The sequence below is a fragment of the Microcystis aeruginosa FD4 genome (assembly GCF_009792235.1).
GTDB lineage: Bacteria > Cyanobacteriota > Cyanobacteriia > Cyanobacteriales > Microcystaceae > Microcystis > Microcystis viridis.
The window spans coordinates 5353647-5375798 of sequence record NZ_CP046973.1 but is presented as its reverse complement, the minus strand read 5'-3'; the positions used below and the strand labels follow the sequence as shown (position 1 = coordinate 5375798).

Here is a 22152-nt window from a genome sequence, read left to right as displayed (position 1 = left end):
AACATGATCATCTTAACTCATTATTAAGCCGGTAGCGGTTAAACCGGCACTAATCAAAGCCTAAGTCTCCGAGAAAGTCAAGAAATGCCCAAAAGCGCCAAGAGTTCTAATTTTAGCTACCCCCGGTACTTCTGTGGTGTAAATACTGAACACACCTAAATTTTGCCGTTGACTAGAGGTTTCGATCGCTGGTTTTAAGATTTGATTTTTGATGATATTTCTGGCTGCCACTGGCAAAGAATCGATCGAGCCACAGAGACTGATTTTCTCGCAAGCGATTTTGTCGGCATGAGCGAGGAGTTTTTCGGCGGCGTATTCGCTGTAAAGTTCTTGGGGGGGATTGGTCAATCCCATCACCCCCGCTACCACCCCTAGTGCGATCGCTGCCTTGAAGAAATTACCCCCCATAGCTACTTAGCTCCTTGATTTTGTCTTCTCCACTCTAATTTTGACAAGACATTTTCGATCTGGCTAGGGAGCGGTGTTAATTTCTTAAACCAATACCGGGTGCATAGCACTCTAGTACATTTCCTGTGAGACTGCAACTAACTAACAGATAATCACAGTGAGAACAGGCGGTGCTAACGAGATGGTGTTCTAAAATATGCTGTCTTTCGGCAAAATTTCCACAATTAGGACAGCGCACTTGTTGCAGGGTGATCATAGCAAACCTCATTAATTAGTTATCTTCTGTATATAAAGCTAGTTTTTCTTGATCCCAATCGGTTTAAGTCTATTTTTTCCTTGATCCCCATTATGGAGTCGCTCATCTGATCTTGCTAGTAATTTTTACTAAACTTTGCAATTTTTCAATAAAAATTTAATAATTTCTTTCTAGTGTTTTTTACCGTGATCTGATATGTGTCGGTAATTTTGGGCAAGAGAAAGCCAGAAAGCGAACTATTAAACTGCTGATCCCTTACTGCTATAATAACCGCTGAGATTATTGATTATCCTATGAAGTACGCTCTGGTTCACGAGTGGTTAACCCCAAAGGCGACGGGGGGATCAGAATTAGTGGTTAGGGAGATTTTACAATGTCTAGAGGCGGATTTATACGCTTTGATCGATTTTGAGTCCACTAATCCCGATAGTTATCTCTATGGTCGCTCGATCGGGACAACTTTTCTGCAAAATTTCCCGAAAGCGAGCAATGGCGTCCAAAAATACTTACCTTTTCTTCCCCTAGCGATCGAGCAGTTAAATTTAGAGGATTATGATGTAATTTTATCCTCCTCCCATTGTGTGGCTAAAGGGGTTTTAATTCGACCAGATCAGGTGCACATTTGTTATTGTCACACTCCGATGCGTTATGCTTGGGATTTAACTTTTGACTATCTGGCTAATAGCAAGTTAGGACAGGGATTACCCGGTATTTTCACCCGTTATCTTTTGCATGGGTTGCGTCAGTGGGATGTGATTTCTGCTAATCGTGTGGACTATTTTCTGGCTAATTCCCACCACACCGCTAGAAGAATTTGGCGCTGTTATCGACGGGAGGCAAAAGTTATTTATCCTCCCGTACAAATCGAGCGTTTTCCCTACCAAGAGAAAAAAGAAGATTTTTATTTAGTAGTCTCTCGTTTAGTTAGTTATAAAAAAGTCCCTTTAATTGTGGAAGCGTTTAATCAATTGGGATTACCCCTAGTGGTTATTGGAGATGGTCCTCAGATGGCTTTGATTCGACAGTTAGCGAGGGATAATATTCAGATTTTAGGTGCGGTTTCTGATCGAATGGTAGCAGAATATATGTCGAAAGCAAAAGCGTTTATTTATGCTGCTTGTGAGGATTTTGGTATTGCTTTAGTGGAAGCGCAAGCTTGTGGTACTCCCGTGATTGCATTTGCTGCCGGAGGTGCTTTAGAAACCGTGCGGGATCTGCGGGAAAATTCTCCCCAAGGAACGGGATTACTTTTTGGGGAACAAAATCCCCAATCTTTGGTAGAAGCGGTTAAATATTTTGTCGATCACGGTGATAAAATTGCTCCAGAAAATTGTCGGCAACAGGCTAATAAATTTACTCCTGAAATCTTTCAAAGTAACTATAGTTTATTTGTCGAGGAACATTCAATATCTAAAAGTTATTGCTAAGTTTAATGATAGCAGTTATCTTAATGGTGAGCTAGGAAGTTTTCGTTTTAGGGAGTCAGTCATCGGTGGTCGATAACAAATTAGGTTACACTTTATCTTGATGAGAAACGTTGTCAAAGAGGGCGAAGGCAATTCGCCCCTACAATAATATTATTTCCCCAGTGGTGGGAGTGCATCACCTGCGCTCAAAATGTAATATTATGGATATTTCTCGAAAGTGGATATCTAGCCAACGCTGATAGCTTACCGTGGTGATTGTGATGACAGAAAAGCGAGGATTATAGCCGTGCCTTGGAATCGAGTTAATCAATGGGTAGAAAGACGCTCTTTAGTGGCCCTAGAATCAGCTTATCAGAGAGCGCTGAAAATTAAAGCGATCGAAGATAAACATTTTGGGGGACAAAAAATTTCCCCGGCTGCCGTGGGAGGAAAAAGTGTTTATGATTACTTTCAAAGTACCCTAGAACGAGAATTATTCCAGATACGTCTCGATTTAACTCAAGTGCGTCTGGGTAATTTTCTTAACCCGCAAACTAACCCAGAAAATAATAACATCCTAGGGACTTTAAAAGCGATCGAGGATATTATCGGTAAATATCGCCTAGACTTAGAGGAATTGCTGCCCCCATTACCGAATAATCAAACCCCAAATTTGCCTAAAGCGAATCTCACTGGTGATAGCTCTAGCGATAAAACTAACCAGACAATTTCTCCTGCAACCAGTAATAAATTTTTTAACTTCCGGCAAGAATTAACCCCCGAATACGAACAAACTGTCATCAAACAACTCCGTACCCTACGACAACAGCAGCGCATCGCTATTCGTTTTATCCTGATTATTATTTTAGTGCCTCTCTCGGTGCAGGTTATTAGTAGAAACTTTATTTTTAGCCCTGTTTTAAACTATTTTGGTGTGGATAGAGCGAAAATATCAGAAGTTTATATTTCTCAGGAAATAGGCGAAAAATATCTCAGGGAATTTGCTAGACTTCAAGAAATTGAAGAAATCAAGCACGTTTTAGGAGTAGCAAAAGCAGGACATGAATCAGAAGAAACCTTTCGGGAACAGGTACAGGAATTATTTAAAGAAGCGGGTTATGAAAGTCAAGATGGTTGGAAAAACTTACTCTCCGATATTACCGGATTAATAGCCTTTATTGCGATCCTAATTTTTGGTCGTCAACAATTGGCAATTACGCAAGCCTATGTTAGTCGTTATTTTCTCAGCTTAAATGATATTACCAAAGCCTTTATCTTTATTCTTTTTACCGATATATTTGTCGGGTTTCACTCGGCGGAGGGTTGGACGGTAATCTTAGAAACTTTGTTCCGGCACTTTGGTTGGCGGGAAAATATTACATTTATTAGCTTGTTTGTGGCCACTGTTCCCGTTATCCTAGATACCATCTTTAAACTATTAATATTTAACTATCTGACTCGTAAATCTCCCACCGCCGCAACTATCCTAGAAAAAATGAACCAGTAACGCCCTATGATCCTCAGTATTGCCGATACTTTCATTAAAAGACCCGTTCTGACCACAGTTTGCTCGATTTTAATCGTTTTGATCGGAGCGATCGCTATTCCCTTTTTACCCCTAGAAAAACTGCCCCAGTTGGCATTTATTCAGGTAGCGGTAAATGCCAACTATTTGGGAACCGATGCCAAAACCGTACAGGATAACGTTACCACGGTACTCGATCGGCAGATTAACGGGACAGAACAGATTGTTTATATGCAGTCCCAGAGTACCAACACGGGACAAAGTACAGTGAATGTCTATTTCCCAGTAGAAATGGATCGTAACATTGCCCAAGTCTTGGTACAAAACCGCGTCAGTACCGCCGCCGCTAGTTTACCGGAAGAAGTGAACCGGCAGGGGGTGACCACCAATACCCAATCCCCCAGCGTTACCCTTGCCTACGGGATTTCCGCCAAACCGGACGAAAAGGGCAATTATCCCTACGATACGGTCTTTTTAAGTAACTTTGTTGATCGGGTTATCGATGCGGAGATTCGCCGGATCGAGGGGGTTGGTAGTACAACCATCATCGGGGAGAGGGAATACGCCCTGCGTTTTTGGCTTAATCCTGATGCCTTAGCCGCTAGGGGGCTATCGGCACTCGAAGTGGTACAGGCAATCCGAGAACAGAATATTCAGGTGGGTGCAGGGACAATTGGCGGTGATCCCAGTCCCGAGGATCAGCAATTCCAGATCGCCATTCGCGCCGTTGGTAGGGTTGCCACCGGGGAGGAAGCGGAAAATATCGTCGTCAAAGTGGGGGAAAATGGCGATTTAATCCGAATTAAAGACGTAGGACGGGCAGAAATCGGAGCCGAAAGCTACAGTACCGCCGCCTATTTCGACAAATCCCCCGCCGTTGTCTATATCGTCTATCAGTTACCCGGTTCCAACGCTTGGAATACTGCCAAACTGGTAAAAGAAAAAATGGCGGAACTAGAACCAAGTTTCCCCCCGGGGTTAAATATCGCCATCACCCTCGATAATACGGCTTTTGTAGCCGCTTCCCTGGAAGAAGCCTTTGGCACTCTGGTGGAGGCGATTTTACTGGTTATTCTGGTGATTTTTATCTTCCTTCAGGATTGGCGCACCACGATCATTCCGGCGATCGCTATTCCCGTATCTTTGATCGGAACCATGGCCGTTGCCCTGGCTTTAGGCTATTCTCTCAATAACCTGTCCTTGTTTGCCGTCATTCTGGCCACCGGTTTAGTGGTGGACGACGGCATCGTGATCGTAGAAGCGGTATCGGAAAAATTACGGCAGGGAATGCGGCCATTTCAAGCTGCCCTCGATGCCATGGGCGAGTTAACCTCGGCGGTTATTGCTAGTTCTCTTGTACTACTAGCGGTTTTTATTCCCGTCACCTTCTTCCCCGGTACGGTGGGGATCGTTTATCGACAATTTGCCGTCATCATCTCCGCTTCAATTATCATCTCCACCTTTAACGCCCTCAGTTTTTCCCCCACCATGTCGGCGATTATCATGAAACCGCCCCAACGCACCCGCGGACCCTTGGGACTGTTTTTCGCGGGCTTTAATCGGGGTTTCAACGCAGTTAAAGAGGGCTATCGACGCTCGATCGAATTTCTGATCCGCATCCGGTTTCTGGTCTTACCCTTTTTTATCGCCGCCCTCTTTCTCACAGCTTGGAGTTATAGCACCACTCCCCAGGGTTTTATCCCCGAAGAAGACCAAGGTTATGCCTTCGTTTTGGTGCAAGCGCCCCCCGGGGTTTCCCTGCGCTACACCGACCGGGTTATCCGTCAGATTAACGAAGAAATTCTCGACGGTATCGAAGAAATCGAACACTTTGTCGGTATGGCGGGCTTTAGTTTTGCTGGGAGTGGCAGTAACCAAGGGCTATTTTTTGTCAAGTTAAAAGAATGGTCGGAACGGCCCGGCGAAGATAAGTCAGTTTTCGGTATTCTCCGGAAAATTAACCGACAATTAGCCACTAAAGTCCGAGATGCTCGTGCTTTCGCCGTTAATGCGCCCCCTGTGGATGGCTTAAGTTCTACCGGCGGTTTCGAGATCTATATCCAAAACCGCGCTTCTTTCCCCATGGACGCTTTGATTGCCAACGCTAATAAAGTCATGGCCGAGGCCCGAACAAGACCGGAATTATCGGGAATTTTCACCCAATTTACCACCGACACGCCGATGCTGGAACTTTCCATCAATCGCAACCAGCTACAGGCACAAAACGTCGATATGCAGGCCGTTTTCGGCACCCTGCAAACCTATCTCGGTTCTAACTTCGTCAACCAATTCGTCTTGGGCGATCGCTTGTATCGAGTCTTTGCCCAAGCAGAAGCGGATTATCGTTCTAATCCCGAAGATATTAACCGTCTTTACGTCCGTTCCCGTACCGGGGCCAATATTCCCCTATCGGGTTTAGTTAGCGTCAAACGCTTCACCTATCCACCGATTATCACTAACTTTAACCTCTATCCCTCGATTAGCGTTCAGGGTAATCCCGCCCCCGGTTTTAGTACGGGACAGGCGATCGCAGTGATGGAAGATGTCTGTCGGAAAGTCCTGCAGCCCGGTTTCGGTTACGCTTGGACGGGTACAGCTTTCCAAGAAAAAACTTCCGCCGGGGCAGCCCCGGTTATCTTCGGATTAGCCTTTATTGTGGTTTTCCTTGTCCTCGCGGCCCAGTACGAAAGCTATATCGACCCGATTATCATCATGATTACCGTTCCCCTAGCGATCCTGGGTGCCATGGGGGCCTTACTGTTGCGGGCGAATTTCCTACAAGTGGGTAGTCTCTTCCCGACGGTGAATAATAATATCTATGCTCAGGTGGCTTTGGTCATGTTGATCGGTTTAGCGGCAAAAAATGCGATTTTAATCGTGGAATTCGCTAACCAGTCCCGTACTTTGGGTTTAAGTATTCCCGATGCGGCAGCCCGGGCCTCGACGGAACGCTTAAGACCGATTCTGATGACGGCTATTTCCGGTTTAGTCGGTTTCTTGCCCTTGGTTATCGCTTCCGGCGCCGGGGCGATGAGTCGTTGGTCCCTGGGAACTGCAATTTTAGGCGGTTATCTGATTTCAACGGTGTTGAGTTTATTTCTTGTCCCGGTGTTGTATGTGCTGATCAAACAGTTCGAGGCCCGATTCCTCTCCTCGAAACCCCCGAAAAGTGGCGGTTCTGGCGGCAAGAAAACCCCTTCTCTCGATCAGGAAAGGAATACATCAGAAACCCCCATAGAAGAAGCGGCCATTTCCTCTTTGAAAATCTCTCCTCAGTCTGGGAATGACTAGGGTGTTAGATTTTGGGGTTTTGGGGTTTTGGGGTTTTGGGGTTTTGGGGTTTTGGGGTTTTAGGGTATTAGGGTATTAGTTGAAATTCCCCCACCTTCCCACTTCTCCCCCGCAACGAACGCGCACGAAGTGGTCTCCCCACTTTCCCCATCACCCCACTTCCCCATCACCCCACTTCCCCACCTCCCCACACCCCACACCCCACACCCTACACCCCACACCCCACACCCATCTCTGATAACTGAAAATAATGACCCTAGAATCTACTGCTAATGAGGCGATCGCTCATAATTTAGAGCAATTCCTGCTAGTTTTGACCATTTCCTTGAGTGTCGCCACTTTATCGAGAACCGTTGCCTTCCTCCGCAAAATTCCCTACACCCTGCTGTTAGTTATTGTCGGTATGGGTTTGGCTTTTTTAGATTTGCGTCTGGTGAATCTTTCCCCGGAATTAATCCTGGAAATTTTTCTGCCTCCCCTGTTATTTGAAGCCGCATGGAATATTCCCTGGGCGAAATTAAAGGAATATTGGGTTACTATTGTCCTTTTTGCCGTTATCGGGGTGATTATCTCCGTTTTGGGAGTCGCCTATCCCCTACATATCTTTGCTAATTTACCCCTATCGATCGCTTTTCTCTTGGGTGCTGCCCTAGCTGCCACCGATCCCGTCTCTGTAATTGCCCTCTTTAAAGAATTGGGGGCCAGTAAAAAACTGACGATCCTAATGGAAGGGGAAAGTCTCTTTAATGATGGGGTCGCTGTGGTCGCTTTCGTCCTCTTGGTAGGGATTCCCTTGGGAGTCGATACCTTTTCCGTCCCCGTCACGATCGCTCGTTTCTGCACCTTTGTCGGTATTGGGATCGGTGTCGGTTGCGTGATCGGTTTCGGCATTTCTTACCTTACCCAACGCTTCGATTTGCCTTTTGTGGAACAGTCTCTGACTCTAGTTTCTGCATATGGAACCTATCTCGTCACGGAAAAATTAGGCGGATCTGGTGTGATTGGGGTGGTGATTGTTGGGATTATTCTCGGTAATCTCGGTTCGCGCATTGGTATGAGTCCCCGCACGCGCCTGGTAGTTAGCGAATTTTGGGAATTTATCGCCTTTTTTGTCAATTCTATCATCTTTTTATTGATCGGCGATCAAACCCGTTTTGAGAGTCTTGGTAGTCACTTAACTGGGATTTTGATAGCGATCGCCGCTATGGTGGTTTCCCGTCTGTTCTCAATTTTTGGACTAGGGGGAATTAGTAATCTAATTACGGGCAATCAAATCAATTTCAAGGAAAGAACGGTGTTATGGTGGGGAGGATTACGCGGTTCGGTTTCGATCGCCCTAGCGTTAAGTGTTCCCACGTCTATCCCCTACCGTCAAGAAATTATTGACGTGGTTTTTGGTGTGGTTTTATTTACTTTATTGGTGCAAGGATTATCTATACAATGGCTGTTAAATTTCCTCAATCTTATTGGTGATCAACCGATTCGCACCGAATATTCGTCCTTAATTGCTCGTCAAATTGCTTTAACTAGGGTGTCTAATTATCTGCAACAACCAGAACGTTTTCCCGATATCGATCCCGAATTTTATCGCTATAAAAAAACTCTGGTGGAAGGACAATTAAAGTCCTTGGGGGATCAGTTGCAAAAATTACTACAGGAACACCCACAATTAAAAGATGTGGTGGCCGAACAATTTCAAGATACTTTACTCGATATCGAAGCTAATACCTACGCAGAATTAATTAGAGCAGGTCGTTTAAATGAAAATCTCGTCCCCCTTTTAGTGGAGGTAGAAGCAGAAAAAGAGATGGTTTAATCATCAAGGGGTGCATCTCCTATGTGTGACTTTCTGTCACATATTGGTGAGCAGCAGAAGTTATTCAAAGAGGGCGAAGGCAATTCGCCCCTACAATAATATTATCGCACCAATAGTAGGGGCGCATCGCGTGCGCCCAAATCTAATATAGATATTTCGACAAAATTGAGATGCAGCCTCATCAAGTCATGGAAAATCAAAGAATTTTTGCTAAAAATTGCTGAGTTCGATCGGATTGGGGATGATTAAAAAATTCTGCTGGGGGGGCAATTTCCAAAATTAAACCCTGATCCATAAATACCACTCGATCGGCCACTTCTCGCGCGAATCCTACCTCGTGGGTGACACAAACCATGGTCATCCCCGATTTGGCTAAACTTTGCATCGTTTCCAAGACTTCTCGCACCATTTCTGGGTCTAAGGCTGAGGTCGGTTCATCGAATAACATCACTTTCGGTTGCATGGCCAAAGCGCGAACGATTGCCACCCGCTGCTGTTGTCCTCCCGATCACTGGGGGGGATATTTAAGCGCTTGTTCGAGAATACCGACTTTTTCGAGGAGTTTTGTCGCTATTTCCTCCGCTTGCGCTTTTTTCCAACCGCGAACCCATATCGGACCGAGGGTGACATTATCTAATACCGTCAGATGGGGAAAGAGGTTAAATTGTTGAAAAACCATCCCGACTTCCTGACGGATTGCCTCGATATTTTTCAGGTTGTGGGAAACAGTTATTCCGTCAATAATAATGCGGCCTTTTTGATAGGATTCCAACCCGTTAAAAGTGCGAATAAAGGTGGATTTTTCTGAACCGGACGGCCCCATAATCACGACAAATTCCTGTTTATTAACGGTGAGATTGACTCCCCGCAAAGCATGAAAGCGGTTATCGTACCATTTTTCCACCGCTTCGGCAATTATAATCGGTTCCCTGTTGTGAGAGTCCATATTTTTGAGAGTTTATTGATTATCTGTATCGGGAAACCACTGTTTCTCAAGAATTTGTCTCAGAGAGTAGGGACAAATTATCGGTAAATTTTTTAATCCTGTCTTTTTTTCGGCAATTAAGCGAGCGTTTTCATAGATATTCCCTAACTCTAGTTCTAGAAATTTACTTAAATTGGTGGTGAGCTTATCTTCTAATTGTACTCGAAAAGTGATAATCTCTGCTGCCCAATGATTACTATTTCTTTCTCTTTCAGTCGTCCAAAATTGATAGAGTAGGATCTGGATTATTATTTGTAAACTTAAACTTTTAACAGCAGTTTTTTCGCTTCGTCCCCAAGCTGCCAACTCCTCGATTAAATGTTCGTAATCTACCCGATCAAACTGGCGATTTTTTAATAACTCGATCGTCTCGCTTAACCAGCGATCATATTCTTTTTCATAAAGCTGTTCTAAAGCAAGCATTGTCTTTGATCAAATGGAGACATTATTTAAAATAACCTTTTACTAAGTATGATAGCATAAAAGGTCTGGATGGTACTGGATTAGTGTAAATCTTTTTTATTTAGTTTTAAACGGAGATATTTCCGCATAATTAACTGATTTTATCAGATTTTTTCATGTTTACACCAAATAACCACCTGAATTGATTGAGGCAATAATCCTGACTTTACCCGAAGAAGTTGATTAAATTCAAACTTCAATACATTTGAGTAGATGACTTAGTTTTTTGTCACCCTTTTCAGCTAAACTAAGTTTATGACTAAAAGCCTAGAAAACATTACCATTCACCAGTTTAGAGGACTGCGAGATCTGAAGCTCAAGAATCTCGGACAGATTAACCTGCTTGTGGGAATTAATAATTCGGGAAAAACCAGCGTTCTCGAAGCGTTATCTATTTACTGTCATCCCTTAGATCTAAAAGTTTGGCTAAATACTGCTAGACAAAGAGAACAAGAGTACAGAGTTTCTCGTACTCCTTATCTAGATTCCCTACAGTGGTTATTTACTCACGATCCAATTGTTGAGCAAGAAAAACTTGATCACGGGGTTATATCAATCACAGGAAATGGCTCCTTTAAAGTTCAGAAAATCGAGGCAATTTATGAAGAACTCGAAGGAATTATTTTAATTGACAACCCCGAAGACAAGCTTCATCCTAAGGATATAATTAGCGAAGAAAACGAAGATTTAATCGATAATAATGAAGATTTATGGGAAACAAGAAAAGGTATAAATTTATCGATAACAGTATTTTTGGCTCAAGAACAATTAATAAGTTTAATTAATTATCCCCAAAATCCCCTGAAAGAAAACTATCAACTTTGGGAAAATAGCTCTCTCTCTAGACTATCGGGAAAAAAAGAACCTAGCTTACTAACTTCTCTGGTTAGTCCCGCTTCTCATCGTTCTGATATTGGTCAATTTCGATTGCTTTCAGAGGTGAGATTTGCCAATTTTAAAACAGATGTTATCGATTTACTGCGTCAAATGGACAGTAATATTTCTGACTTAGAAATTCTCTTACCTCCTCATTCTTTATCTTCCAGATTTAACATTTATATTCAACACGAAAAATTGGGACTTGTACCCGTTAGTACCTTTGGTGACGGGGTGCGTCGCTTACTTCATATTGCTCTCAAACTTGCCAGTGTTAAAGGTGGAATTTTATTCATTGATGAATTAGAATCAGCTATTCATACAGAGGCCCTGCAAAGTTCTTTTAATTGGTTAGTTAAATGGTGTCAAAAAATGAATGTACAACTGTTTGCTACTACCCACAGTCTAGAAGCTGTTGATGCTCTGTTAGAAGTTACTGAACCAGAATCAGATTTGGTGCTTTATCGTCTCGAACCAAAGGAAAATTATACTAGAGTAGTTAGACATGATTGGACTCGATTAAAAAGTTTACGAGAAGACTTAGGACAGGAGGTTCGTTGGTGAGTCGAGAACATATATTGATTGGAGTGGAAGGTAATCATGATCAAGCTTTTCTGGTGAAAGTTATGTGTAAACTGCTGGGGTTTTCTAAATGTGAAGAACTCTCAAATCTAGAACCAATTTGGAAAAAATTTATTCCGAAATATCCTCCTCCTAAAACTGGAAAACTTTACATCAGACTCGATATGCCATCTATTCTTTATACTGAGACTTTATCCGTGGCAATTTATGCCGGGGGTGGCAGTGAATTAATTAAAAATTTAACCAATAAACTTGCCGATATGGATTATAACAATGAATTATCAGCTTTTGCCATTATTGCCGATGCGGATAAAGATAACCCAGCAGAAGTTGCTCGCAAATATCATCAGGGTTTTCGGGAATATTTTCCCGACTTTCCCAGGGGAGTAGCTGCCACGGGAACTATTCAAGAAAATAGACCAAGAGTCGGATTATATATACTGCCTAATAATGTTGATCAAGGTGTCTTAGATACCCTACTTTGTGATTGTGGAAAAATAGCCTATCCTGAATATATGAACAGAGCAAAAGCATATATTCAACAATTTTCCGAGGAAGAAATTAGTCAAATTGGCTGGAAACCTTTTGATAAAGAAAAAGCCACTATTGCCGCAGTTGCTAGTATTCTTAAACCTGGAAAAACCAACACCGCAACTATTTCTGATGCTCGCTGGATTAGCGAGCAAACTTCAACACAAATACCATCACTACGAAATCTCTTAACTTTCCTGAAACAACTCCTTAAAATGGAATCAATATAATTATATTTATCTGCTGAAAACTTGAGGAGTTGCCAACTAATGCTTAATTCTCTCAATCGGATTTTCTTGCCTCTGGTTTCTAGCGTTTTTGCTACCATAATTATCTCCAGTTGTCAAGGAACAAATGTATTTAATTTAGCGAATAATTCCCAGAGAAATCAATGGCAAAAAGTGACCGTAATCGAGGGTTTAGAACATCCCTGGTCGATGGTTTGGCTACCTAACGGGGAAATCCTGATCACAGAGCGCCCCGGTCGTTTAAGAGTGGTTAGAGAGGGTAAATTAGAGCCAAAAGCCATCGCTGGAGTTCCCGAAGTTTTTGCCTTCGGACAAGGAGGATTGCTCGATGTGGCAATTCATCCCCAATTTGCCCAAAATCGCTGGATTTATCTAACTTATGCTCACGGAGACCAGGAGGCTAATCGTACCCGCGTCGCTCGTGCGGTTTATGATGGTACAAGTTTGCGAGATGTACAGGTTATTTTTGAAGTTTCCCAGGCAAAAACCGGCTCTCAACACTTCGGTTCGCGGTTATTATGGCTACCGGATGGCACTTTATTGGTAGCGATTGGGGACGGGGGTAATCCTCCCCTACAATTAGCAGGAGATTTAATTAGAAAACAGGCACAAAATCTGCAAAGTCATTTAGGTAAAATTATCCGCATCAATGACGATGGTTCTCTACCGAAAGATAATCCTTTTGCGGGTTCTAAAATTTGGAGTTATGGCCATCGGAATATTCAAGGAATCAGCTTTGATCCGATGACTAAAAGAGTCTGGGCAACAGAACACGGAGCGAAAGGAGGGGATGAATTAAATTTAATTGAAAAAGGTAAAAATTACGGCTGGCCAGTGGTTTCTGCTAGTCAAGAGTACGGTACTAACACCCCAGTTTCTAGCGAAAAATCTCGACCATATCTGATTGATCCGAAAACAATTTGGACACCTGCGATCGCTCCTTCGGGATTGGTCTTTTATACTGGTAATCGCTTTCCTAATTGGCAGGGAAATTTATTCGCCGGTGGTTTAGTTTCCAGGGATATTCGTCGTCTGTCAGTGAATAAATCCGGTGAAATTATCAATCAAGAAGCGATTCCCATCGGTCAGAGGGTGCGGGATGTGCGTCAAAGTCCCGACGGATTTTTATACCTGCTCACCGATGAAGGTAACGGTCAATTAATTCGCCTTGAACCGCCATCTAATTTGTAAAAGTTCACAGAAATTATTATGAAAACCCTGAAGATTTTTTAGTGAATTCTAGTATAGTTATGTTTGTACGGGAGCAAGCACTCGATTTATGAAGAAAATTTTACAGTTAGCGGGAATTAGTTGCCTTTTGCCGCTGCTTCTAACCAGTCCGAGTTTAGCGGAAACAGTGGTGGAAAAAGTGGCTCGCACGGGATTTTTGACCGTAGGAACCCGTTTTGATGCGATTCCCTACTCCTACGTCAATGAGAAGGGGGAATTAGTCGGCTATTCTATGGATGTGTTGGAACGAATTAGAAAACGATTGCAAACTCGTCTCGGTCGTCCCGTCACCCTGCAAATGATTGAAGCGAACCAACCCGGAGAGAAAATTAATCTCATTCGTAGCGGGGAAATCGATATCGCTTGTAGTACGGCTTTTACTTGGGAAAGGGCGAAAGTTGTCGATTTTTCTACCAGTTACAGCATTTCTGGGATTAGGATTTTAGCCAAAAAAGGTAGCAATCTCTCCACTCCTCAATCCCTAATCGGTAAACGCATCGCCTTGGTTCCCACTTCTGCGGCCGTCGATGTGATTAAATTAGTACAACCGCAAGCGACAATTGTTGCTACCTACAGCACCGTAGAAGAAGCGATCGAAGCTTTAAAAACTGGTAAAATCGACGCAATAGCGGGGGATAGCATTTCTTTAGCGGGAACAATCCTCAGAGATAACCCTCAAGCTTACGAAATCGTCCCTGAAGAAGCTTTAGCTAATTTTGGCATTGCTTGTATGGTTCCCGAAGATAACTCTACTTTTTTGGATGATGTCAACTATGCCATTGTTAAAATGATGCAGGATTACATCAGCAATGATACGGCCACCGTTAGTCAAATCGATCGCTGGTTCGGTAGTCAAGGCATGGTTCCCATCCCCCCAGAATTATTAAAGGGGTTTTTTGCCTTCAAAGTTATCGAACACGCCCAAATTAATCCCCAAGAAGCCAAATAGGAGCATAAATTCAGGTGAATATCAGCAATAAAACCGGTTTAGTCGGCTTTCTTCTTGCTTTATCTGCCTTCGGTCTGACTAGCACCGCTCAGGCCGCCTCAGACGAGGCTAATCCCATTGAAGCGCGTTTAAGTCGTCTATCTAGCGCTGTACGCGAACGGGTTAACCAACTGCCGGAAGGTACTGCCGATCCTAGTTTACAAGCTTTAGGCTGGGGAGATGGTCGCGGTCGCGGTTGGGTGAATAGTCGTGTCGGTGGTTGGGGAGATGGTCGCGGTGGTAGCTTCGTTAATGCGCAGCCCTGGCGCAATGGTTGGTCTGACGGTGGCAGTTTCTTTAATTCCCGACCGCGCTGGGGTAATGGTGGCAGTTTCTTAAATCGTTGGTAAGTTAAGGTTGGGTGAGGTGATAACTTTATCCTCGTCCCAACCCCAGTTTGACGATGAAATCTCGGGTGATTATTTTGAGGCAGAAAGACTCCATCAAGACGAAAGGAAAGTTGTTTGACTTCCACTGAGTCAAAGCGGTAGTTATTCGCTTCGTTGATAGGGAGTTGAATTAATTCAAAGGAGATAGAGGGGAAAGATTGAAAGAGTTGATCAAAAATCGTGTCAGTTTTCATGATTTTATTTTACAATGCGATCGCATTTTTTATCTCCCGTTTTGTATAGCTCTAACCTGTTCAACCTCTAACTCTAAGGCGGATGCGACTTGCTCAACACTTAACCCTAAGGTTAACAAACGAGGGACAGCCTCTAATGCTTTGTTTAGTCTGCCTTCCTGACGCGCTTCCTCGCGCACATCTTGAAAATACTGAGTTTGTTTTAATTCATCTAAACTAAACATAGTTTCTATCTCCCGACGATTAAGAAGCGGTAACTTATAAACGAGAATCGTCTCTATTAATTGTAAGAGTTCTTGCGGTTTTTGGTCGGGGGTTAATTCTTCCCGCACTCTTTGGATTAATTTTCGGGTGCTATCAAGTGCTTTTGCTTTAGATAGGGTGATTAATTGGACTGTGGCTAAACCAATCGAAGTTTGAGGAATGTTTTCTAATTCATTCAGATAAATCCGTCTGACTCGCTCGCAGTTGAGGAGTTCCCGATAGCGTTGAACTTGATTGGTTTCTACTTGAGGGCTAGGATAGACAATCACACCCCGCCAATCATTGGTTAAGTCGGTTTTACTGAGATATAAGAATATTTCAGTGAAAAAGCGCTGATAAAAAGCCTTATCTTCTTGAAATTGTACCTCATACTAAATCCGTTGAGTAACGCACAGAAAACGGGTTTCTCCGAGAAACCCGTTTTCTACTCATGCCTGATGTTTCCTTGGCGACCCCTTCCAGTCTCTCCCCGATGGGCTTTTTTCCAGATTCATCAATAAAAAACGGAGAATACTTGACAAATTCGGGGGGGGGTAGAATAGGGATGCTTATTGCTGCTGTTAAGCAATGATTTATGGGGTATAAATAGCAATTTTTCCCAAGTATTAGCCATGAAATTAACTTGTCAATTAATCAAAAATGACTAATCAACTGCTAAAAGCCCTTGGCCTTCCTGCGGTGACTTGTGCCGTTTTCAGTGCCATTCCCGCCCATGCCGCCATTTTTACCGCTACCTATACGGGTACTGTTTCCGCTGCTACTGTCGATAACGTTAATGTCGGTGATACTGCGGTTATTAGCGGTGGGTTCTCTGGGTGTATTGGCTCGCAAACGTCAATAAATGACCAATTATCCTGTAAGGAAGGTTTAAAAGCCTTCCTTTTTGGTTAGGGACAAAGGCGCTCTCGCTTATTTAATTTTGGGACATAATGGATAAGTAGCTAGACACAATTAATTACACATATCTAATACTAAATCCGTTGAGTATAGGCTACTTATCAGGATAGGCAAGAGGCAAGAGGCAAAAGGATGAATAGATAATCAGTCTTTAATAACTGGATTTAGTATAACTAGGGTTTATAACTGGGAAAATCGATATAACCTTCCTGGTCAAAAGAATACCAATCTTTCATCTCGGCATCGGGATTAAGGGGCCAATTATTGGCGAATCTTTCCACCAAATCGGGATTACTGATATAGGGGCGACCGAAAGCAATTAAATCCGCATCTCCTAACTGAATAGCGGCTTCAGCAGTTTCTTTTGTATAACCACAATTGCCGATTAAAGCACTATTAAAAACAGCCCGAAACTCGGATAAAAGCATCGGTTGACCCTTTTCATGAAAACCAAAAGCCAAGCCATCTAGCAGATGTAAATAAGCTAAATTGTACTCATTTAATCTTTGGGCAACATAGAGAAAAGTTTCTCGAAAATCCTCGGAACCCATGTCATTATAAACGCCATTGGGAGACAGACGCACCCCCACCCGATGACTGGGAAAAACAGTTAAAATTGCCTCGACTACTTCCTGTAAAAAACGATAGCGATTTTCACAACTGCCACCGTACTTATCCTGACGCTGATTAGTGGCCGATTGTAGAAAAGTATCGATTAAATAACCATTAGCCCCGTGAATTTCTATGCCATCAAACCCCGCTAATTTTGCCCTCTGAGCGGCCTTGCGGTAATCGGCGACAATTGCGGGGATTTCCTCGGTTTCTAAGGCTCTAGGGGTCTCGTAGGGCTGTTTGCCCCTGGGTGTATGCAACTCACCCTTAATCTTAATTGCGGAAGGGGCAACGGGTAAAGCCCCATTTTCCTGAAAACTCGGATGAGAAGCGCGACCACAGTGCCACAATTGACAAAAAATTGGTGTTCCTTTTCTTTGGGCGATTTTTGTCACCATTTGCCATGCTTGCGCTTGTTCATCGGTGTAGATACCGGGGGTATTTTGCCAACCGTTAGCTTGGGGAGAAATTACCGTCGCTTCTGTAATCATTAATCCGGCGCTGGCCCTTTGCCGGTAATACTCGGCCATTATCTCATTAGCAAGACGTTTTTCTCCGGCTCGCGCTCGCGTCATGGGAGCAAGCACAAGACGATTTTCTAGGTTTAAATCTCCCAATTTAAATTGACTTAAAAGAGCCAGGGAAGTAGTGAAGGAAGTCATCGAATTTGCCGATAGAGAGTTTAGGTTAATTCTACCGCAGTTAGTTAAAACCAGACAATCGCACCCAAGGATGATTGACTGTCTATCTGCGAGATTGTTCCTCTGCTAAGGGAGGAGAATTAATCGGATCAAGTAGCTGACTATAATTGATCTTGGTCATAAATTTGACCATAATTACCAGTTATTTAGTTTATTCATTGTCGAAAATTAAAGAGACATAAACTATATTTTCTGGTAGTTGAGTCATGATGGTTCGGTATAAAATATTGTAATTACGCTTATGTTTACCTGACCAGAAATAGTCATTGTGAAGATGTCTAGTAACTCGTGTTTTACCGATCAAACAGACTTCCTAGGGACTGAAACCCTTACTATTCGGTGCTTGCGAATTTTAAGAGGGTTTGTCAGAATCAGCATTTTTTAGGGAACCTACCCAAAAATACCCAAAAGATGCCCACAGATACTACAGCGCCTTGATAAAAATGGTAAAACACGAGTTTTTAGCAACCATTGTTCATTTAATTGGGCTAATCTCGAAAAAATTGCTGTTTTTTCACGATTTATTTAGAACTAATTTATTAGTCAAAAAAGATGTTAAAAAAGTCTTGATCGACTTGGGCTTTGTGGCTAGTATGTAAAGCATCTAGCTTCTTCACTGGAGACACCTGAATGAAAGCCCTATTACTGTGGCCGCTGATGCCCAACTCCTTTTGGTCCTATCAAGAGACTTTAGATCTAGCCGGTTTAAGATCAACTAATCCGCCCCTGGGTTTAATTACGGTGGCAGCCCTGTTACCATCCGATTGGGAAATCCGGTTTGTTGATCGCAATGTCCGATTAGAAACAGCTTCGGATTGGGAGTGGTGCGATCTGGTAATCATCTCCGCCATGATCATTCAGAAAAAGGACTTTCAAGAATTGATTGCCAAAGGGTTGCAGTTGGGTAAAAAAGTGGCTGTGGGCGGGCCTTACCCCACCTCCTATCCAGAAGTTGCCCAAAAAGCTGGGGCAGATTACCTGATTCTCGATGAAGGAGAACTGACAATCCCGCTGTTCCTGGCGGCCCTGGAGCGGGGTGAACCGAGTGGTGTCTTTAGAGCCAGCGAGAAACCCGATGTCACCATGACACCGATCGCCCGCTATGATCTACTAGATCTGGATGCCTATCTGGCGATTACCGTGCAGTTTTCTCGCGGTTGCCCCTTTCAATGCGAATTTTGTGACATCATCAACCTCTATGGCCGCAAACCGCGCACCAAAACCCCAGAACAAATGTTGGCTGAGTTGGAGACGTTATATCAACTGGGCTGGAGGCGCTACATTTTTGTTGTCGATGACAACTTCATTGGCAATAAGCGGAATGCCAAGGTGTTTCTGCGGGAGTTGATCCCCTGGATGGAACAACATCAGTATCCCTTTAAACTGATTACGGAAGCTTCCCTTAATCTGGCCGAAGACAGCGAACTGATCGAGTTAATGGTCAAGGCCGGCTTTATGCTGGTGTTTATGGGGATTGAGACCCCAGATACCGATAGCTTAATGGGCATTAACAAGGTTCAAAACACCCGCCAATCCCTGATCGAATCCTGTCACAAAATTACCCGCATGGGGCTGCAGATTATGTCTGGCTTCATTATCGGTTTTGACAATGAGAAACCAGGCGCAGGGCAGCGGATCAAAGAGTTTATTATGGAGGCGAGTATTCCCCAGGGGCAGTTTAGCCTGCTCCAAGCACTGCAAAATACCGCCCTGTGGAATCGCCTGCAACGGGAAGGTCGTCTGGTGGATGGTATGGGTACTTTTCATCAGGGAGCGATGATGAACTTTGAGCCAACTCGCCCAGTGGAAGAGATTACCGAAGAATACATCGATGCTTTCTGGGAAATCTACGATCCTGTTAACTACCTGAAACGAACCTTCAACCATTTCATGATCATGGGGGGATGGCGCGGCAAATCGAACCGTAAATTAGATTGGCAACAGTGGCAATTGTTCCGTTCCTTGCTCTGGCGGCAGGGGATTGTCCGACCGACGCGGTTCCGTTTCTGGTGGCAACTGGCGGTGATTGCCTGGGTCAAGCCCCGTCTGCTAGAAGAGTATCTAGCGACCCTAGGGATAGGTGAGCATTTTTTTGCCTATCGCTATGAAGTCAGAGAACAATTACTAAAACAACTAGCCGATTTGAAGCAACAGAAAGCAAGGGTAGCCCAGCTGGAAAAAACGCTCAAAAGCTAGACAATATTGCCGAGGAACAGTCATTTATCCCTAAACAGCGCTCTTGAATCCTGCCCCAAAAGTGATCGGCGGGAAAATTCAGGTACTTTTTCCCTGAAAATTAGGTAATTGACCCCCTCAAAATCGGTAAAGCCTATACCCCACACCCTGCCCCCAGGAAAAACTTATTGCCGCAAACCCTAATTAGGGGTTGCTGAATAAATGTGAAATATAGACGAGGTAAGGGTTTTAGGGTCCTGTTTTGCGAAACAGGTGCAAGATTTTGAGAGAATCGTGGTTCAAAACCTTGCGTCTTCATCGGCCCGCGTCCTGTAAGGGCGAAGCCTTCGGGCAATAACCTATCGGTGAAACCGTAGATTTTCTATCCGAATGCTTCGCCCCTACTTTTTCAGCAAACCCTAAGTAGGGGGAAAAAAAATCAATTGGCACGCTGTTCAACCAACAGTTGGTAAGCATGATTAAAATCAGCCGTTGTAATGCGAATCTCAGCCGGGTCAGTCATTCCCTGATGGCGATAACGACGAATTGCCATCAGTGCCGCTTGGTTACATAATAACGCTAAATCTGCGCCATTCCAGCCTTCGGTTGCCTCGGCCCAATAGCCTAAATCCACATCCTCTAAAGGACGTTCATCATTATGAACCCCGAGAATTGCTAAACGACTAGAGGCATTCGGTAAATCAACTTTTAACTGTAAATCCAACCGTCCCGCTCGCAATAAGGCTGGGTCTAAGGCATCTGGGCGATTAGTGGCTCCAATCACTAAAATCGTTGCCCCCGTTTGCAACCCATCTAACTCCGTGAGGATTTGTCCCACAACCCGGTCACTCACGCCTGAATCCCCACTATAACGACCTCTTGCTGGTGCTAAAGTATCAATTTCATCAATAAAAACCACACAAGGGGCTGCCTGACGAGCTTTGGCAAACAACTCACGCACCGCTTGTTCACTCGCACCCACCCATTTACTCAAAAGCTCAGGTCCATTAATACTAATAAAATTAGCTCGCGCCTGAGATGCAACCGCTTTGGCCAATAAGGTTTTTCCCGTTCCGGGGGGACCCCAAAGTAAAATCCCTTTGGGAGCTTGGGCTTTGGTTTGCGTATATAATTGCGGATGGAGTAATGCCCCTTCCACGGACTCCTGTAGGGTTTGTTTAATCTGTTCAAGTCCGCCAATATTGTCCCAGGCCACATGGGGAGATTCCACCTCCACAGACCGCAATACCGCCGGTTTAACTTCTTTAAGGGCTTGCAAAAAGTCGGCTTGAACCACCGTCATTGTTTCCGGAATTTGCGAGTCAATCGTAGGAACCTGGCGTCGCAAAGCACTATAGGCCGCTTTCTGGCAAACGGCTTTTAAATCTGACCCGACAAATCCCACCGCATTATCGGCAATCAAATCTAGGGAAACTGATTCATCTAGGGGCATGGAACGGGTGAGAATATGGAGGATTTCTAAACGGCCCTTGCGGTCAGGCACCCGAAAGAGGACTTCTCGGTCAAACCGTCCAGGGCGACGGAGGGCAGGGTCAAGATGGTCGGGACGGTTTGTCGCCGCTAGAACAATCACCCCTTGGCTTTGGGCAAAGCCATCCATTAAACCCAGCAATTGGGCCACCAGTCTTTTTTCTACTTCCCCTTCAACTTTACTGCGATCGGGTGCCATGCTATCAATTTCGTCAATAAAAACGATACAAGGCGCATTCTTACCGGCTTTCTCAAAAATTCCCCGCAGTTTTTGCTCGGCTTCCCCATAATATTTGCTGATCACCTCAGGTCCGACTAAGGCAATATAGTTAACACCGAGTTCTTCGGCCAAAGCACGGGCAGTCAGGGTTTTACCGGTTCCAGGTGGTCCGACTAAGAGAACGCCGCGAGTGGGTTCAAGTCCTAACTTGGCCAACAAGTCGGGGCGTTTCAGGGGAATGGCAATTAGTTCTTTGAGTTCTTTAATCACTTCCGTCAAGCCACCAACATCTTTCAGGGAAGCCGTGGTCGGTCCTTCGGGCGGTGTCATACTGTCTTTAACCTCTGAATCAGTGGAGGATGAGCGATGGCGATTGACCTCAAAATCATCCCCGCCAGAATTGCTCGGACGAGAAACTCCCCCTGAACGGGGAATACCGCCAGAACGGGGAATATTACTCAAGGGACGAGAATTAAATTGCATTTCGGTTTTAATTTCCCCTTTTTCCAGTTTCTCTTCCAAGATTTTAGCCAGTTCGACTAATTGCTCGAAGCCTTTGAATAATTCTGCCATAAAATTTCTCCTGAGTCAAGTGAAAGATGGGG

16 protein-coding genes and 4 pseudogenes are annotated in these 22152 nt (G+C 44.1%); 12 read left to right on the top strand and 8 right to left on the bottom strand.

What is annotated here, in order from left to right; translation table 11 throughout:
• Positions 1-60: 60 nt before the first annotated feature.
• The gene (locus tag GQR42_RS26710; RefSeq protein WP_158202285.1) at positions 61-408 is read right to left on the bottom strand and encodes a DUF4359 domain-containing protein; all 348 of its coding nucleotides are present in this window, start codon (positions 406-408) and stop codon (positions 61-63) included.
• A 76-nt stretch (positions 409-484) separates the two neighbouring features.
• Positions 485-664, bottom strand: a complete 180-nt coding sequence (locus GQR42_RS26705) for a hypothetical protein (protein WP_002738058.1) — start codon at positions 662-664, stop codon at positions 485-487.
• A 293-nt stretch (positions 665-957) separates the two neighbouring features.
• Between GQR42_RS26705 and GQR42_RS26700 the strand changes: the two genes are divergently transcribed.
• The 5 genes from GQR42_RS26700 to GQR42_RS26680 all read left to right on the top strand — a co-directional run bounded on the left by GQR42_RS26700 (position 958) and on the right by GQR42_RS26680 (position 8702).
• On the top strand, positions 958-2091 hold the full coding sequence (locus GQR42_RS26700; RefSeq protein ID WP_158202284.1) for a glycosyltransferase: 1134 nt from the start codon (positions 958-960) through the stop codon (positions 2089-2091).
• A gap of 286 nt (positions 2092-2377) precedes the next feature.
• Positions 2378-3577, top strand: a complete 1200-nt coding sequence (locus GQR42_RS26695) for a hypothetical protein (protein WP_158202283.1) — start codon at positions 2378-2380, stop codon at positions 3575-3577.
• A gap of 6 nt (positions 3578-3583) precedes the next feature.
• A complete protein-coding gene (locus GQR42_RS26690) occupies positions 3584-6886 on the top strand; it encodes an efflux RND transporter permease subunit (RefSeq protein WP_158202282.1) in 3303 nt (1100 codons plus the stop codon).
• A 79-nt stretch (positions 6887-6965) separates the two neighbouring features.
• Positions 6966-7124 carry a hypothetical protein gene (locus GQR42_RS26685; protein WP_158202281.1) on the top strand — a complete coding sequence of 53 codons (159 nt, stop codon included), beginning with the start codon at positions 6966-6968 and terminating at the stop codon, positions 7122-7124.
• 12 nt (positions 7125-7136) lie between these two features.
• Positions 7137-8702, top strand: coding sequence for a cation:proton antiporter (locus tag GQR42_RS26680; protein WP_158202280.1), 1566 nt, complete (start codon positions 7137-7139; stop codon positions 8700-8702).
• A 196-nt stretch (positions 8703-8898) separates the two neighbouring features.
• Here GQR42_RS26680 and GQR42_RS26675 read toward each other — a convergent pair.
• Positions 8899-9648, bottom strand: a pseudogene (locus GQR42_RS26675) (amino acid ABC transporter ATP-binding protein).
• A gap of 12 nt (positions 9649-9660) precedes the next feature.
• Complete coding sequence (locus tag GQR42_RS26670) at positions 9661-10110, bottom strand: DUF29 domain-containing protein (protein ID WP_158202279.1); 450 nt, start codon at positions 10108-10110, stop codon at positions 9661-9663.
• 294 nt (positions 10111-10404) lie between these two features.
• Here GQR42_RS26670 and GQR42_RS26665 point away from each other — a divergent pair, with 294 nt between their 5' ends.
• The 5 genes from GQR42_RS26665 to grrA all read left to right on the top strand — a co-directional run bounded on the left by GQR42_RS26665 (position 10405) and on the right by grrA (position 14954).
• Positions 10405-11589: an AAA family ATPase gene (locus GQR42_RS26665; RefSeq protein WP_158202278.1), complete on the top strand. Its 1185-nt coding sequence runs from the start codon at positions 10405-10407 to the stop codon at positions 11587-11589.
• Positions 11586-12368: a DUF3226 domain-containing protein gene (locus GQR42_RS26660; RefSeq protein ID WP_158202277.1), complete on the top strand. Its 783-nt coding sequence runs from the start codon at positions 11586-11588 to the stop codon at positions 12366-12368. The genes GQR42_RS26665 and GQR42_RS26660 overlap by 4 nt, the downstream gene beginning before the upstream one ends.
• 39 nt (positions 12369-12407) lie before the next feature.
• Complete coding sequence (locus GQR42_RS26655; protein ID WP_158202276.1) at positions 12408-13577, top strand: PQQ-dependent sugar dehydrogenase; 1170 nt, start codon at positions 12408-12410, stop codon at positions 13575-13577.
• An 88-nt stretch (positions 13578-13665) separates the two neighbouring features.
• Entirely contained in the window at positions 13666-14565 is a 900-nt protein-coding gene (gene grrP, locus GQR42_RS26650) for an extracellular substrate binding-like orphan protein GrrP (RefSeq protein ID WP_158202275.1), read from the top strand.
• Positions 14566-14579: 14 nt separating this feature from the next.
• Positions 14580-14954 carry a GrrA/OscA1 family cyclophane-containing rSAM-modified RiPP gene (gene grrA, locus GQR42_RS26645; protein WP_158202274.1) on the top strand — a complete coding sequence of 125 codons (375 nt, stop codon included), beginning with the start codon at positions 14580-14582 and terminating at the stop codon, positions 14952-14954.
• 74 nt (positions 14955-15028) lie between these two features.
• Here the strand turns inward: grrA and GQR42_RS26640 are convergent.
• Positions 15029-15187: pseudogene (locus GQR42_RS26640) on the bottom strand (DUF2887 domain-containing protein); the annotation flags it as partial.
• Positions 15188-15216: 29 nt separating this feature from the next.
• Positions 15217-15819, bottom strand: a pseudogene (locus GQR42_RS26635) (Rpn family recombination-promoting nuclease/putative transposase); the annotation flags it as partial.
• A gap of 271 nt (positions 15820-16090) precedes the next feature.
• Here GQR42_RS26635 and GQR42_RS30230 point away from each other — a divergent pair.
• Positions 16091-16252 (top strand): annotated as a pseudogene (locus GQR42_RS30230) (PEP-CTERM sorting domain-containing protein); the annotation flags it as partial.
• A 269-nt stretch (positions 16253-16521) separates the two neighbouring features.
• On the opposite strand, the gene GQR42_RS26625 reads toward GQR42_RS30230, so the two are convergent.
• Positions 16522-17622 carry an alkene reductase gene (locus GQR42_RS26625; protein ID WP_158202273.1) on the bottom strand — a complete coding sequence of 367 codons (1101 nt, stop codon included), beginning with the start codon at positions 17620-17622 and terminating at the stop codon, positions 16522-16524.
• A gap of 669 nt (positions 17623-18291) precedes the next feature.
• Between GQR42_RS26625 and GQR42_RS26620 the strand changes: the two genes are divergently transcribed.
• Positions 18292-19857 (top strand): B12-binding domain-containing radical SAM protein, encoded by a 1566-nt coding sequence (locus GQR42_RS26620; protein WP_158202272.1) that lies wholly within the window; start codon positions 18292-18294, stop codon positions 19855-19857.
• Positions 19858-20275: 418 nt separating this feature from the next.
• Here GQR42_RS26620 and GQR42_RS26615 read toward each other — a convergent pair whose 3' ends face one another.
• A complete protein-coding gene (locus GQR42_RS26615; RefSeq protein WP_158202271.1) occupies positions 20276-22120 on the bottom strand; it encodes an AAA family ATPase in 1845 nt (614 codons plus the stop codon).
• Positions 22121-22152 lie beyond the last annotated feature (32 nt).

Bases quoted from the DNA above. Each gene is read 5' to 3' on its own strand.
- GQR42_RS26655 (WP_158202276.1), top strand. From the start codon at position 12,408: ATGCTTAATTCTCTCAATCGGATTTTCTTGCCTCTGGTTTCTAGCGTT.
- GQR42_RS26620 (WP_158202272.1), top strand. From the start codon at position 18,292: ATGAAAGCCCTATTACTGTGGCCGCTGATGCCCAACTCCTTTTGGTCC.
- GQR42_RS26625 (WP_158202273.1), bottom strand. From the start codon at position 17,622: ATGACTTCCTTCACTACTTCCCTGGCTCTTTTAAGTCAATTTAAATTG.
- GQR42_RS26705 (WP_002738058.1), bottom strand. From the start codon at position 664: ATGATCACCCTGCAACAAGTGCGCTGTCCTAATTGTGGAAATTTTGCC.
- GQR42_RS26690 (WP_158202282.1), top strand. From the start codon at position 3,584: ATGATCCTCAGTATTGCCGATACTTTCATTAAAAGACCCGTTCTGACC.
- GQR42_RS26615 (WP_158202271.1), bottom strand. From the start codon at position 22,120: ATGGCAGAATTATTCAAAGGCTTCGAGCAATTAGTCGAACTGGCTAAA.
- GQR42_RS26665 (WP_158202278.1), top strand. From the start codon at position 10,405: ATGACTAAAAGCCTAGAAAACATTACCATTCACCAGTTTAGAGGACTG.
- GQR42_RS26670 (WP_158202279.1), bottom strand. From the start codon at position 10,110: ATGCTTGCTTTAGAACAGCTTTATGAAAAAGAATATGATCGCTGGTTA.
- GQR42_RS26700 (WP_158202284.1), top strand. From the start codon at position 958: ATGAAGTACGCTCTGGTTCACGAGTGGTTAACCCCAAAGGCGACGGGG.
- GQR42_RS26710 (WP_158202285.1), bottom strand. From the start codon at position 408: ATGGGGGGTAATTTCTTCAAGGCAGCGATCGCACTAGGGGTGGTAGCG.
- GQR42_RS26680 (WP_158202280.1), top strand. From the start codon at position 7,137: ATGACCCTAGAATCTACTGCTAATGAGGCGATCGCTCATAATTTAGAG.
- grrP (WP_158202275.1), top strand. From the start codon at position 13,666: ATGAAGAAAATTTTACAGTTAGCGGGAATTAGTTGCCTTTTGCCGCTG.